This is a genomic window from Thiothrix unzii, assembly GCF_017901175.1.
Lineage (GTDB): Bacteria > Pseudomonadota > Gammaproteobacteria > Thiotrichales > Thiotrichaceae > Thiothrix > Thiothrix unzii.
In genome coordinates, this window is sequence record NZ_CP072793.1 from 2,540,132 (window position 1) to 2,553,981 (window position 13,850).

Sequence of the window (13,850 nt, forward strand, 5' to 3'; positions counted from 1 at the left end):
GCCGTGAAACTGGAGCAACTCACTTTTACCCGCTATATCGCGGCACTGAGCGTGGTCTTTTTTCACTACGGCGCACAGATTTTCCCAGCCAATATCCCTTGGTTGAATCCGATCCTTGCCGCTGGCCCGATTGCCGTCAGTTACTTCTATGTGCTTTCCGGGTTCATTATGGCAATTGCCTACTACCGCCCTGGCAACACCGCACCCTTTAAAGGCGGACGCTACTGGTTGGCACGCTTTGCCCGCATTTACCCTATTTACGTCTTGGCACTGTTACTCATGATTGGGGCAAAAATTAACGGTGCTGGCAGCGACGCACTCACTGTTTCACTCAGTTTGAGCATGTTACAGGCATGGGTTCCCGGTTATCCGCTGACCTTAAACGCGCCCGGCTGGTCGATTTCCGTGGAAATGTTTTTCTACCTTTGCTTTCCATTGCTAATGCTGGTGGTTAAACGCCATCACTTGCCTTGGTTAACGCTGGGCATGGCGGGCTTATGGCTGGTGACGCAAATTCTCCATACCAGCTTGCTAAATACCGCAGGCTATCAAGCTTTTAGCCCGTTGCATGACTTTATTTATTACCACCCGGTCATGCATCTCAGCACCTTTTTGATGGGCTTTGTTGCAGGTGTGTGGTTACGTCTTGGCAAGTTTCAGTATTTCGCGCAAGCTGGTGTCAACGCCATCAGCCTGATAGCCGTGTTAAGTGTTACCCTGCTGCTATTGGCGTGGCGCGAAACCTTCATTAACACAACCGGCATCGCAGTGGATTACACCAACGGGCTGATTGCACCGCTCTTTATTAGCCTTATTGTGTTACTGGCGATCAATACATCAGCATTGCGCGATTGGCTCAGTCATCAATGGCTGGTATTACTGGGTGAAGCGAGTTTTTCGCTCTATATCCTGCAAAAACCACTGCACGGCATTTATGAAAGCCTTGTCGGTCGCTGGTTAGACACCGGCAGTGCGAGCTATTTTTACCTGTTTATCATCCTACTAACTGTCGCAGCTATCGTGTCTTTTCAATGGATTGAGACCCCATTCAGACGCTTTATCAATGCATTTGGCAGTTCATCCGATAAATCTGGTGAGAGCCGTCACCGAAAAGGCAGACTTACCTAACAAGCTAATGAACTAGGAAGGCGGAAGTAATGAAATATTCAGCTCATATTCATCAACAAGATTGTCAGCCAAATGGCACAAGACTTGCTACAATCCTGATTAATGCAACGTTGTTAACTAATTAGATGCTTCCGTGCTGCGTTAATACTGAAACTTTACCAAATATTTAGACGTACCCGACCATGCAACAAGACAAACACAATACTTCACATAATCGTGGCAATCATCCCCAGCGTCTTGAGGCGAAACCTCAGGACACACTTGATCTGCGTGAGTTCTGGAAAACACTGGTACGACACAAACGCATGATCCTCGTGATGAGTGGTGCAACGTTAGCCTTAGCCCTATTGTTCACTTTGGGGTCTAAGAACGTCTACCGCGCCACAGCCACCCTACAAATCGAACGCGAATCCACCAAGGTCATGAATTTCGACTTCCTCGAACTCAGTGGTGACATTCGCGACACCCGCGATTTTTATCAAACGCAGTTTGAGCTGATCCGCAGCCGTGCCTTGGCTGCTCAAGTCATTAAAGACCTCAAACTGGACGATAAATTATCCAGTACCTCGCCGCTGACATCCGTAAAACAATGGCTGGGCATCGCCAGCAAACCAACAGAACCCAGCGCGTTAGAAAATGCTTTCTTGGAAAACCTGAGTGTTGAGCCAGTAAAAACCTCACGTTTAGTGTTGGTACACTACGATTCATCCAACCCCGAACAGGCTGCACAAATCGCCAATGCGGTTGTTGCCACCTTCCAAAAGATGAACACCGAGCGGCGCATCAATACCACTGATGATGCAAAAACCTACTTGGAAGCCAGTGTCAAAGAATCTAAGGCGAAACTGGACGAATCCGTACAGCGTTTGGATACCTACTCCAAAGAAAACAGCATCATTATCGTCAATGATAAAATTGAAACCACCACTTCGTTGCAACTCAACAATTTGGCGGCAGATTTGCAAAAAGTTGAAAAAGACCTCGCTGAAAAAGAGAGCATCTACGCTATTCTCTCAGACAAAACCAAACCTATGACCGAGCGCGTAGGTGCTTTGCAAGAAAACGTGGCATACATCCAAACCCTGCTTAAAAATTTGGACGATCTTAAAGCACTGAATGCCAAAGCCCCCAATGCCAACCTGCGCAAACAAATTCGCCAACGCGAAGACGAAGTTGAAATGCATATCAACGTCAAGCGCGGTGCATTACCCGGCGAGATCGAAAACCTCAAAAACAATAAAAGAGCTTTTCTTGAAAGTGAAGCTAAAGCCAAAGCCGCAGCCATCCAAGAACAGGAAAAATTCATCGCTTACGGCACATTGCGCCGTCAAGTAGAGATCAATCAGGAACTCTACCAAGACTTATTCAAACGTCTGAACCAAGTCAGCATTGCTGGCGGCATTGCAGCCAACAATATTGCCATTATTGACGATGCCCAAGTGCCGTTGAAAAAGTTCAAGCCCAACTTACTGACTAACCTCTCGTTTGGCGCATTGCTGGGTATGCTATTAGGTATTTCTGCTGCATTCCTGCGTGAGTTCATGGATGACACCGTGAAAAATGCCAACGAACTGGAACGCATTTCTCAACTGGCGATTCTGGGTGTCGTGCCTGAAGTATTGAACAACACGCCGAGCCAGTTAGCGCAACTCACCATCAAAGAACCGAAGTCCAGCGTTGCCGAAGCATTCCGCTCATTACGCACCGCAATGCGCTTTGTACTGCGCAACGATAACAGCGTGGTGTTTGTCACCAGTGCGTGCGCAGGTGAAGGCAAAAGCACCACCGCCACCAACCTTGCTTGCGCTTATGCCAATGCAGGCAGCCGGGTATTGCTGATTGATGCGGATTTGCGTAACCCATCGCTGCATCGCACTCTGGATGTTCACGCCACCACGGGCTTGGCTGATTACCTGCAAGGCAATATTGATACCAGCGAACTGGTACAAGCCACCGCGTTTAGCAATTTGAGCCTGATCCCCGCTGGGAAACTGCCGGAAGATCCTTCCGAGTTGTTATCGTCACCTAGCATGAAAGCGTTGCTGGCTACCGCACGCACCGAGTATGACCACATTCTCATTGATGGCCCGCCGGTGTTAGGCTTGGCAGACGCATTGGTATTAGCTTCACTGGCGGATACTACCTTGATCGCAGTCCGTGCCGAAAACACCCGCATGGCAGCCGTCACCAACGCCTTAAAACGTTTGCGCCAAGCCAATGCCAGCCTGTCAGGGTTGCTGTTGAACCGCGTGGCACTGCATCGTGGTGGTAGCTATGGCTATGATTATTCCAATTACTACTACAATGATGATAAACAAACAGAAGCTGGAGCGGCGAAAAAAGGGGTTGTTACCACCTTGCGCAGCCTCAAATTACTGTAATCATTCATTGATCCGCGTAGAATAGCGCGATTAAAAATTACAGGGGATAACCCATGTCAATCGCGCTTACTTTTCACATTCTTGCCATCGTCATTTGGGTCGGTGGCATGTTTTTCGCTTACATGGCCTTGCGTCCAGCCGCCGCTTCGGTGCTGGAACCGCAACAACGCCTTACCCTGTGGTCGGCAGTTTTTGCCCGCTTTTTCCCATGGGTATGGTTAGCGGTCATTAGCATTCTCGCTTCTGGTTACTGGATGTTATTAGGCCCGTTTGGTGGCATGGCTAACGCGCCAATATTCGTCCACATTATGAACGGCTTAGGCTTACTAATGATGGCTATTTTCGCCTACGTTTACTTCGCACCGTATCGTCAATTGCGCCAAGCCGTGTTCGGAATGCGCTGGCAGGAAGGCGGCAAAGCCCTCTCCTCTATCCGCACCTTGATTGGCCTCAATCTCAGCATTGGCCTGATTACCATTGCAATTGGTGCTGGTGGTAAATATTTCCTATGAGCGATGTCTTGCGCTTACAAGATACCGGTGTCGCGCCCGTCGCGGCACTGCTCGCCCGCTATGGCTTGCAACTGGAACTGGTTCCCGCTGCAACCGCCATTCCCGGTAGTTACTGGCACGAAGAAGAAGCCGGAATCATCGGTTTGAAAGTGTTGGCGAGACTCGATACCCCGCTGCACTCGATACTCCACGAAGGCTGCCACACCATCTGCATGGATGACGCACGCCGCGCCACCTTACACACCGATGCGGGTGGCGAAACCGATGAAGAAGACGCGGTTTGCTACTTACAGATACTGTTAGCTGCGCACATCCCCGCGATGGGCAGTGCGCGAATGCTGCAAGACATGGATACGTGGGGCTACACTTTTCGGCTCGGTTCGGCGGCAAACTGGTTCAACCAAGATGCCGATGATGCGCGTCAATGGCTGGTTCAACACGACTTACTCAGCGCGGATAATCACATCCACTTCACCTTACGCCACTAACCATTCAGCCACACCCCGCAACCGCTTGACGGAACTGCATGACAATAACCGTGTCGAAGCATATAATCGCGCATTCAACAGCTTTTGCTACACAGTTTCGGGGGCGACTTGGCTTCGACGTGGATCACAAAGTCTGGGGAGCATGTAGTGGATGTGGTGACCACTTAAACACTAGTCACAAACAATAGTCGCAAACGACGACTCTTACGCTCTCGCCGCTTAATAACCGGTAGATAGCTGTCTGATCGCTACTGTGCTTATGCAGTACGAATATTCAGGCATCATCCAATCATAAGATCGTGCGGGAGGCTCGCCCAAGGCCAAACCACTAAACAGTATTGGGAAAGCTCGTGAGCAGCCTGTCAGTTGGCGGCAATCGGGTTAAATAAACGACTGACTAAACATGTAGTAGCCTTCAGATGGAGGGTTTGCGGACGCGGGTTCAATTCCCGCCGCCTCCACCAAATTAAGCCTTCTAAGCAACCACTTAGAGGGCTTTTTCATATCCAAACTTACCGCGCACATTTATCACTAAACAATCGAATTAACTTGTGCTAGATTTCCGATTAGTCGTCAATCTTTGACCACACCCCACAACAGCACACCAATCATAACAACGCGCACCCGACCCTATGCTGGTCTCGCTATGACACGGTAGGGCGGTAGCGTGTTTAGGATTCAGATGATGTACAAGGACTGGGTGGTGTACGCCAAACCCTGTGCTATGTTTGACCACAATCGGGGTAGCAGGCGGTGAAAAGGCAATGGAAAAGCAGCAGTTGGTGTTAAATAATCGGGCAGTATGGGCTAACGTAGCGAAAGGCTGTAAAAGCAATCCCCTTATAGATAAAGTGTGGGACTCCGTAGCACGCGGTTCCGTCCAACAAGACATGTATGCCCGGTGCTATCGCACACGGCATAAAATGCTTTAACGTTATGTGATCTATAAAAATCAATAGGCAATATACTTGAGCAAACGGAAATTAATAAAAGGAGAAAAGCATCATTGGTGGCCCAAAGGTCTCTCAAAAAATTGGGGGGATGAGAGAGGGTTAGTTCATCGAATCGATTGGAGCGGCAAGGAGGTTACATCAAAACCGAAAGAATTTGGACAAATATCAGATGGGCATAACATCTTGTTTGATGTTGACACCCCTTGGAACTCAACAATAGAGCACTTCTTTGATGAACCAGATAAAAAATTCCCAAAAATAGTTAGGTGGCTGGAGTCAATTAAACGAGACTGCAAAGACATCAACGCATCGGAAATTTCTCTTTCTACTGATCAAATAGAAGATAATAATTTTGACGTTACTAGAGAGTGTTTAATTTCGTTAATAGTCCGCTCACCTAAATACAGGAATGCTCAAGCCGCCTTTGTTGAGCACTATAGAGGAGAGCTTGACAAAAAAGAAAGAAAATTGCTCATAGCTGCAAATATAAACCAAAAATACAATATGCTCGTTCAACACTCAAAAGGAGCAGGGAAGCTGGGTCTATTGTTTTCCAATGATTATGAATTCATATTTGGCGATGGGTTTTATACAAATGTGGGGGCTTCTACTCAGAGCCTGTTTGGTGTAAAGGCTCTGATACCGCTTACGCCAAACATCGCAGTAATATGGTCGTCACCTATGACCTATAGTACGTATCCTAGATTAATGTCGATGCAGGTTGATAGAGAAATCGTTGAATTAGTTAATTATTCAGTTATGACCTATAGTACGTATCCTAGATTAATGTCGATGCAGGTTGATAGAGAAATCGTTGAATTAGTTAATTATTCAGTTCAAGTGTATTCAAAAGAATATTTATTTTATAAGTAATTATCCAAAAGTTATCGTGTATTTTTCGCCAAAGCCAGCCAGTATAGCTAACACCAGTTCCTTCATGTCCTTGTAGCTTTTATAGGCATCCAGCGGCAACCATTCATATTTGATTTTTCGCCAGAGTATTTCGATAGGATTGAGTTCAGGGCTGTAGGTTGGCAAAAAATGTAAGCAAATTCCCGCCAACATCCAATCTTCACGTTTACCAAGAAAGGCTTTGCTGGTTTGTATCGGGGCGTTATCCAGAATAACCAAGCAAGGTATTTTTGTTTGTGCAAATTCTTCGGCATAACGGTCAGCAAAGGCATTAAAGGCGGCGATGGCAGCTTGTGAGTCAACGCGCCCTTCCACCGTGTGGAAAAAACTATCGTTGTCTAGGCTCATAAAACCCAAGACATTCAAGCGTTTGCTCTGAGCTGTGAGTAGCCTGCGTGTTTCCCCCGTTTCTGCCACCCGTAAGGGACGCAAGGAGTTGTGGTAAAACCTGAACCATCGAAGTAGTAAATAAGCAACTTGCCAGCCGCCGCTTGCTGGTGGAGTAATGCTTGAATTTCCTGCTCACGCTTGAAAGCCACGGGGTCACGTTTATCTTTCAATGAGTTACGCATCCGCTTCCAGAGGTAGTGGAACTTTTTTTTAACAGGCGTTTCAAGGTGCTGGTACTGGCTACTTTCTGGGTTAGATCAGCCAGTTTGGTTTGAGCCGTCTTGATTTGGCGTGGCTCTTCGTCCACTAGGGTTTTCAACAACGCTACTTCAGCTTCTGTGTATATCCGGGGGCAACCAGAGCGGGGACGGTCGTAAAGTCCCAGCAGCCCTTCATGTTCCCAGCGGTCGAGCCACTCACTGATGGCATCGCGCCGTACATCCAAGATTGACCACAGTTCCGCAAGGGTAAAGCCGCGTGTACTCAACAAAATTGCTTGCGCACGTTGACGACAGCGGAATGTAGGGTGGTTCATATACATTTCCTGCAAGGTCACGCGGATTTCTTCAGGGATCGGCTGGGCAAATTTCATCGGTGCGGACATTCTTAAGTGACAAACTACCAGTTTACACCAGCAGGATCTTATACGTGGAAACTTCTAGCTAGTTACTTAGAACGCAAAAACCTAATTTAGCCACTGAATTCAAACGTTGCGAGCACTTAGTTTTTAATGGCACTGATAACCCAGTTACCAAGCTCATTAACTCATTAACTCATTAACTCATTAACTCATTAACTCATTAACTCATTAACTCATTAACTCATTAACTCATTAACTCATTAACTCATTAACTCATTAACTCATTAACTCATTAACTCATTAACTCATTAACTCATTAACTCATTAACTCATTAATTCCAGATCTTAGCGAAAAACGTGTCTTTATCTAAATTTCACATAACAATCAGCTTCACACGGATATTTTGTTCCGCTGACGCTCCACAAAATTCCGGTGAGCTGGGTCGTTGGCGTGGGGCAAAAAAAAAACGGTGTCACCGATTGAAGGCGTTTAAAAAGATGAGGTTTTCTTTGGCGACGACAAATGGTGACTATGTTCACTTGCCTCAACTAGTCATCTGTTTGATAAAGGGTAATCTTGCCATCAATCCGAAGCCTAAGCTAGGAATCCCAATGAGCGGGATGGCGTAGCTCATTTCACGCCCTAAACAAGCCAACGTGTTCGCACTACACCAATTATTGTAGGGATAGATGTAAATAAATCCAGACCATAACAGGATGATTGCACCCATTATAAACAGGATATTCATCAGGGTGGCTTGCCCATATCGAGCTAACAATATGAATGAGGGTATGCCCATAAAAATGCTGACCACCCAAGTGATTGGAATTAATATTATGGATAAATAAATGATGTTTCCGAGGTCAAACTCGCCTAAAAATATAATTGACAACAAAGTCCCCAGCGTTGCGCCGCTAATCGCCAATACACAGCGACGTACACTGACGTGATTGGAAGCGGGGGGAAAGCTCTGCCAAGGTTTACCAATCCAAAGAAAGCTAACGAGCAGTAAAAGACATAAAATTAGAACGGGAATACTCAGCTTATAAATTAGATAATCCAGCCCCATTTATTTATCTCTTGATTGGTTGCGCATATAATCGAAAATATTGCTATCGACTTTTTTCCATAATGGATCAGACAGCCAATTATTCAGGGTTCCCATGTTGCCAGTGCCCTCACCAAAGGTATTGATGCTAATACTGTCCTGAGATTCACTGACCCAGCGTTTAACAATGCCGGGATCAAGTAGATGTTTTCCTTCTTGTGTAATGTTATAAACTTTTGCCCCATTGTCATAGACTTCATGTCGTACATAACCAACAGGGGTAGCGAAACCAGTTTGCTCGTCTTTGATGGGTTCGCCTGATGCACCCGGTGCAGGGTAGCGTAGCAATCCCTGTACGGCAGTATCGTGGATACACCAAGATTCAGTTTTAGAGCAAGAGTTAGCGGTTACATAATGATGATAGGCTGGGTGTTGGTCATCAAAGGATGGGACACCATCATCATCGAAGCCCAAGACACCATTATTGGTTTCGCCTGCCTCAGCATTGTTTATACCGAAAACATTTGTAGCTAATGTGTCAAGAATTTTTGCCAGCGATGTTTGTTCTGTTTTTAGTGGGTGACTTTGTTCACTCAAAAGTGTATCAAAGCTGATATTTTTTGCACGGTTAGTTATTTTTTCAGAACTATTCTTAATGGCATCTAGTCCATTGTTTTGGAAAGTGTGTATGGTATTCATAATCCTTTCTTTTTGTCTATTCCTAAGCGATGATATATAGTTCAAGTTGCCGTCCACCTGTATTTTTGGTGATGAGTGGCAGTTATAAAAGGATAATCGGTGCTGGTTTCCATTACCGCCTCAACGCCTGCAATCGTTTTCACCACATCACGGCTCAACACCTCGTTGTCATCGGCGGTAATCAGCGCATCATTTCAATGCGGATGCCAGTATTTCAACACTCAGGGTCAACATCCTCGGTAGGGGAAATGGATTCATCTTGTGACTGAGACCAACCCAAGTGCCAACGAGAACATCGACGACGGACGCGGTGACAGCCCGCGATTTTACCCAACTTACTCCCCGCCGCGCCCGTCACAACATGGCGTTGTCTGCACATAGACTCCTCACACGCTTGACAAAATTCAGAAAAGAAAATACTGTCTAGTCTGTCTAGTTTGATGTGAGATTAGAGCTATGGAACAGAACGTATGGCAACTCCAAGATGCAAAAAGCAAATTCAGCCAATTAGTCGATAGTGCAATACACCACAGACCTCAGTTTGTAACTAAGCATGGGAGCAATGCTGTCGTTATCATTTCATTTGAAGACTATGTAAAATTTATTAAGCCAAAAGATGATTTGGTGTCGTTCTTCAGAAACTCGCCTCTGGCAGAAAGTGAGATTGATTTCTCAAGAAATAAAGATATGCCCAGAGATATTGAACTATGAAGTACCTGCTAGATACCTGTGTTATCTCTGAGGTAATAAAGAGAGAACCCAACAAAAATGTTATCTCATGGTTACAAGCCCAAAATGAAGATGATTTATTTTTAAGTATATTGACGTTCGGTGAGATACAAAAAGGGATTCAAAAAGATCCCGATCAAAGCAGAAAGAAGAAGTTAAAAATATGGGTTGAAGAAGATTTAAAAAAACGCTTTGAAAATCGAATTATCCCCATTGACTTGAAAGTTGTGACTAACTGGGGTTCTATTCAAGGTTTAGCGGAACTAGCTGGAAGAACAATGCCAACCTTGGATGGGCTTATAGCCGTCTCAGGATTAACTTATAACTGTACTATAGCCACAAGAAACACCTCAGACATGGAACAAAGCACAGCAGAGCTATTCAATCCTTGGGAATACAAGGAATAGAATTGCTCGAGAGACTGTAAACTGAACTGTGTAACTGCTATATAACGTGAATCCCAAGAAGGAGCAGTAACATGGAACGCCTCGACCCGAAACTCATGGATGACTTACTCAGCGATTGCAAAACGCCTGCTGATGTCAAAAACCTTTACAGCCAGCTCTTGCAGCGGATGATCAACCGCAGCTTGGAAGCCGAATTGGATGTGCACCTAAACTACGACAAGGGTGAGCGTAGCGAAGCCGGGCAACGGCGCAGCAATACCCGTAACGGCAAAGGCAACAAGACCATCAAAGGCGAATTTGGTGAGTTGCAGGTAGAGACACCGCGTGACCGTGATGGCAGCTTTGAGCCGAAGTTGATACAAAAACGCCAAATACGGTTAGCAGGGATGGAAGAACACATCCTGACGCTGTACGCCAAAGGCATGACCACCCGCGACATCGAAGACACGATCAAACGCCTGTACGGGGTGGACATCTCGCATACGCTGATCGCGGAAGTAACCGAAGCCGTTCAGGGCGAAGCTAAAGCGTGGCAGACGCGAGCACTGGATAATATCTACCCGATTGTCTGGCTCGATGGGATTGTCGTTAAAGTTCAACAAGATAAGCAGGTCATCAATAAATCAGCCCATGTGGTATTGGCGGTCAACTTACGCGGTGAAAAGGACGTGTTGGGCATCTGGTTGGCAGAAAATGAAGGTGCCAAGTTCTGGTTATCGGTCTTGACGGAACTACGCCACCGGGGCGTACAAGACATCTACGTGGCGTGCATGGATGGCTTAAACGGCTTGCCTGAAGCCGTCAACGCGGTCTTCCCCAAAACGCTGACCCAGTTGTGCATGGTACACATGGTTCGCGCCAGCTTGCGCTACGTCACCGCCAAGGATACCAAAGGTGTGGTCGCTGCCCTCAAGCGCATTTACCAGTCCAGCACTGCTGAAGAAGCCGAACACGAACTGGAAGCCCTCGACACCGAATGGGGTAACAAATACAAAGCAGTCGTGCGTCTATGGCGCGGTAACTGGGCGAATGTCATCCCGTTTTTCCAGTTCCAGCCGGAGATCCGCAAAGTGATTTACACCACCAATGCGATTGAATCCCTGAACATGAGTTTGCGCAAGTTTACCCGCAACCGGCGCATCTTTCCCAATGACAGTTCAGCCCTCAAAAGCCTGTATTTGGCGGTACGCGAAGCCTCGCAAAAGTGGTCGGTCATTCACCACTGGAAACCCGCTTTGCAGACTTTTTTACTTATGTTCGGTGAAGAGCGGGTTCCGCTCTCCGCCCTATGAAAAACGTGTTACACAGTTTATTTGACAGACTCTTGCTCGACAACAGCCGCACAATAACAACACTCTCAACGAATCCCCGCCAAATCAAACAACTGCCCGTATTCGCGCATCGCGTAGCGGTCGGTCATTCCCGCAATAAAGTCCGCTATCGCACGCGCACGCCCCACTTCCCCTTCCTGCATTTCGTACTGCTTGGCGAACGCCTGATATTTTGGTGTCAGCAAGCGCGTATCCTGCCAATAAGCTTCAAATAACGCCCGAATCACTTTCCGCGCCCGCCATGTCATGCGGTAGACCGTGGGGTGAAAATACAAATTTTCGCGTAAAAACTTTTTCAGCACGTTTTTTTGCTGGCGCATATCATCGCCATAACGCATCAACGCCAGCGGTTGCGCCCGCACATCCGTGACACTTTGAACCCCAGAGGCACGAATCGCGGCCTGACTGCTTTCGATTAAATCCACCACCATATTGCCAATCATGCGCCGCAACGTTTCCCGGATCAGGCGACGACCTTGCAACGCGGGGTAAGCCTGCGTCACTTGTTGATATTCGCTGGCGAACACCGGCACATCCTGCAATTGCGCTAAAGTGATTAGCCCCGAACGCAAGCCGTCTTCAATGTCGTGGTTGTTGTAGGCGATTTCGTCGGCAAGATTGGTGAGTTGCGCTTCTAACGTCGGCTGGGTTTTGTTGAGGAATCGCTCGCCTACGTCGCCCAACGTTTGCGCATGTTTTACAGCGCAATGTTTGAGGATGCCTTCACGGGTTTCAAAGGTGAGGTTGATGCCGCTGAACTCGGCGTAGCTGTCTTCCAGCACATCCACCACCCGCAATGATTGCAGGTTGTGTTCAAAGCCGCCATAAGCACTCATGCACGCATTCAGCTCGTCCTGCCCTGCGTGCCCAAACGGGGTGTGGCCTAAATCGTGCGCCAGCGCAATCGCTTCGGTGAGGTCTTCGTTCAAGCCCATGCTACGCGCTACGGAACGCGCAATTTGCGCCACTTCCAGCGAGTGGGTTAAGCGGGTGCGGTATAAGTCGCCTTCGTGATTGACGAATACCTGCGTTTTGTATTCCAGCCGCCGGAACGCTTTGGAATGGATAATGCGGTCACGGTCACGCTGAAATTCCGTGCGGTATTGCGGCGCAGGCTCGGGCGCACGCCGCCCTAAACTCTGCTCAGGATTGGCGGCATACGTCGCAGGTATTTGATTCATCGCATCACATCCAGCACCAAGGTTACGTCTTGGCGGGTTTTGCCGTCGCGTAACAGACTCACCACCACGTTACTGCGGGGCGCGTATTGATCCAGCAGCATGGTTAATTCATCCGCACTGGTAACGGGTTTACCATCAATCGCTTGGATAATATCGCCGAGCAGTAATTCACCCCGCGCATCGACTTGCGTACCACGAATCCCCGCCACCGCTGCCGGAGTGCCGGGAGCCACTTCCAGCACCAGAACCCCTTGGGTATCCAGCTTTTGGTTAATCGCCCGGCTCACACTGTCATCAAGGGTAATGCCCAACACCGGACGGGTATAACGCCCGTCCTTCACCAAACGCGGCACGACCCGGTTCACCACGTCCACCGGAATCGCGAAACCAATCCCCGCCGATGCCCCGGATGGGCTATAAATCGCCACGTTCACCCCAATCACGCGCCCTGCACTATCCAGCAATGGCCCGCCGGAGTTACCGGGGTTAATCGCAGTATCGGTTTGAATTAGGCCGGACATACTGCCTTCTTCGCCGCTGTCAATGCTGCGCCCCAGTGCGGAAATAATCCCCGATGTCAGGCTGTGATCCAAACCAAACGGGTTGCCGATAGCGAAAACTTTTTGCCCCACCTGTAAATCCGCACTCGTGCCGATAGTCACTGGCGGTGGCGCATCAGCGGTGTTTTGCAATTTCAGCACCGCCAGATCGTGTTCTGCACTCGCCCCCACCACCACCGCATCAAACACGCGCTGATCCGAGAGACGCACTTTCGCGGTTTTTTTACCTTCGATAACGTGATTATTGGTGACGATATGCCCGGACTCATCCCACACGAATCCGGTTCCGGTTCCGCTGGGAATTTCGCTGACATCGCGTGTCCAGATGTTTAACACCTGATCCACCGTGGTAATGTAAACCACCGATGGGCTGTTTTGGTTGAAAATATCAATCGTGGCTTGTTCGTCTGCGGCTAAATCCCCGCGTGCGGCAATGGTACGCGGCTTGCCTTCGTCACTGCGTTGCCACAACGGTTGCGCTAATAACACCAGCAGCAACGCACCCAACCCAAACCAGATCAGTGATTTCACCGACACTTTGCCATTCATG

14 protein-coding genes and 1 other RNA gene are annotated in these 13,850 nt (G+C 48.0%); 9 read left to right on the forward strand and 6 right to left on the reverse strand.

All coding sequences use genetic code 11. The features are described from left to right. Positions 1 to 3 precede the first annotated feature (3 nt). From J9260_RS12640 to J9260_RS12665, 6 genes are all read left to right on the forward strand, one after another. Positions 4 to 1,128: an acyltransferase family protein gene (locus tag J9260_RS12640; protein WP_210218101.1), complete on the forward strand. Its 1,125-nt coding sequence runs from the start codon at positions 4 to 6 to the stop codon at positions 1,126 to 1,128. Between the two features lie 182 nt (positions 1,129 to 1,310). Next, positions 1,311 to 3,509, forward strand: coding sequence for a GumC family protein (locus J9260_RS12645; RefSeq protein ID WP_210218102.1), 2,199 nt, complete (start codon positions 1,311 to 1,313; stop codon positions 3,507 to 3,509). Between the two features lie 53 nt (positions 3,510 to 3,562). Continuing rightward, positions 3,563 to 4,021, forward strand: a complete 459-nt coding sequence (locus tag J9260_RS12650; RefSeq protein WP_210218103.1) for a CopD family protein — start codon at positions 3,563 to 3,565, stop codon at positions 4,019 to 4,021. Beyond that, positions 4,018 to 4,509 carry a hypothetical protein gene (locus tag J9260_RS12655; RefSeq protein WP_210218104.1) on the forward strand — a complete coding sequence of 164 codons (492 nt, stop codon included), beginning with the start codon at positions 4,018 to 4,020 and terminating at the stop codon, positions 4,507 to 4,509. Before J9260_RS12650 ends, J9260_RS12655 begins: the two co-directional genes overlap by 4 nt. A gap of 99 nt (positions 4,510 to 4,608) precedes the next feature. Continuing rightward, positions 4,609 to 4,973, forward strand: a transfer-messenger RNA (tmRNA) gene (gene ssrA / locus J9260_RS12660). A 504-nt stretch (positions 4,974 to 5,477) separates the two neighbouring features. Next, on the forward strand, positions 5,478 to 6,335 hold the full coding sequence (locus J9260_RS12665) for a DUF4238 domain-containing protein (RefSeq protein ID WP_210218105.1): 858 nt from the start codon (positions 5,478 to 5,480) through the stop codon (positions 6,333 to 6,335). On the opposite strand, the gene J9260_RS12670 is transcribed toward J9260_RS12665, so the two are convergent. From J9260_RS12670 to J9260_RS12685, 4 genes are all read right to left on the reverse strand, one after another. Next, positions 6,336 to 6,791 carry a transposase gene (locus tag J9260_RS12670; protein ID WP_210217479.1) on the reverse strand — a complete coding sequence of 152 codons (456 nt, stop codon included), beginning with the start codon at positions 6,789 to 6,791 and terminating at the stop codon, positions 6,336 to 6,338. Positions 6,792 to 6,930: 139 nt separating this feature from the next. Continuing rightward, the gene (locus tag J9260_RS12675) at positions 6,931 to 7,356 is read right to left on the reverse strand and encodes a helix-turn-helix domain-containing protein (RefSeq protein WP_210217478.1); all 426 of its coding nucleotides are present in this window, start codon (positions 7,354 to 7,356) and stop codon (positions 6,931 to 6,933) included. Between the two features lie 533 nt (positions 7,357 to 7,889). Then, positions 7,890 to 8,414 (reverse strand): hypothetical protein, encoded by a 525-nt coding sequence (locus tag J9260_RS12680; protein ID WP_210218106.1) that lies wholly within the window; start codon positions 8,412 to 8,414, stop codon positions 7,890 to 7,892. After that, positions 8,415 to 9,092, reverse strand: coding sequence for a hypothetical protein (locus tag J9260_RS12685; protein WP_210218107.1), 678 nt, complete (start codon positions 9,090 to 9,092; stop codon positions 8,415 to 8,417). 456 nt (positions 9,093 to 9,548) lie between these two features. Between J9260_RS12685 and J9260_RS12690 the strand changes: the two genes are divergently transcribed. From J9260_RS12690 to J9260_RS12700, 3 genes are all read left to right on the forward strand, one after another. Then, positions 9,549 to 9,803 (forward strand): type II toxin-antitoxin system Phd/YefM family antitoxin, encoded by a 255-nt coding sequence (locus tag J9260_RS12690; protein WP_210218108.1) that lies wholly within the window; start codon positions 9,549 to 9,551, stop codon positions 9,801 to 9,803. After that, positions 9,800 to 10,228, forward strand: a complete 429-nt coding sequence (locus tag J9260_RS12695; protein WP_210218109.1) for a type II toxin-antitoxin system VapC family toxin — start codon at positions 9,800 to 9,802, stop codon at positions 10,226 to 10,228. Before J9260_RS12690 ends, J9260_RS12695 begins: the two co-directional genes overlap by 4 nt. A gap of 71 nt (positions 10,229 to 10,299) precedes the next feature. Beyond that, positions 10,300 to 11,520, forward strand: a complete 1,221-nt coding sequence (locus J9260_RS12700; protein WP_210217517.1) for an IS256 family transposase — start codon at positions 10,300 to 10,302, stop codon at positions 11,518 to 11,520. A gap of 65 nt (positions 11,521 to 11,585) precedes the next feature. On the opposite strand, the gene J9260_RS12705 is transcribed toward J9260_RS12700, so the two are convergent. Both J9260_RS12705 and J9260_RS12710 read right to left on the reverse strand, forming a co-directional pair. Beyond that, entirely contained in the window at positions 11,586 to 12,740 is a 1,155-nt protein-coding gene (locus J9260_RS12705) for a deoxyguanosinetriphosphate triphosphohydrolase (RefSeq protein ID WP_210218110.1), read from the reverse strand. After that, entirely contained in the window at positions 12,737 to 13,849 is a 1,113-nt protein-coding gene (locus J9260_RS12710; protein ID WP_210218111.1) for a S1C family serine protease, read from the reverse strand. Before J9260_RS12710 ends, J9260_RS12705 begins: the two co-directional genes overlap by 4 nt. Between the last annotated feature and the right edge of the window lies 1 nt (position 13,850).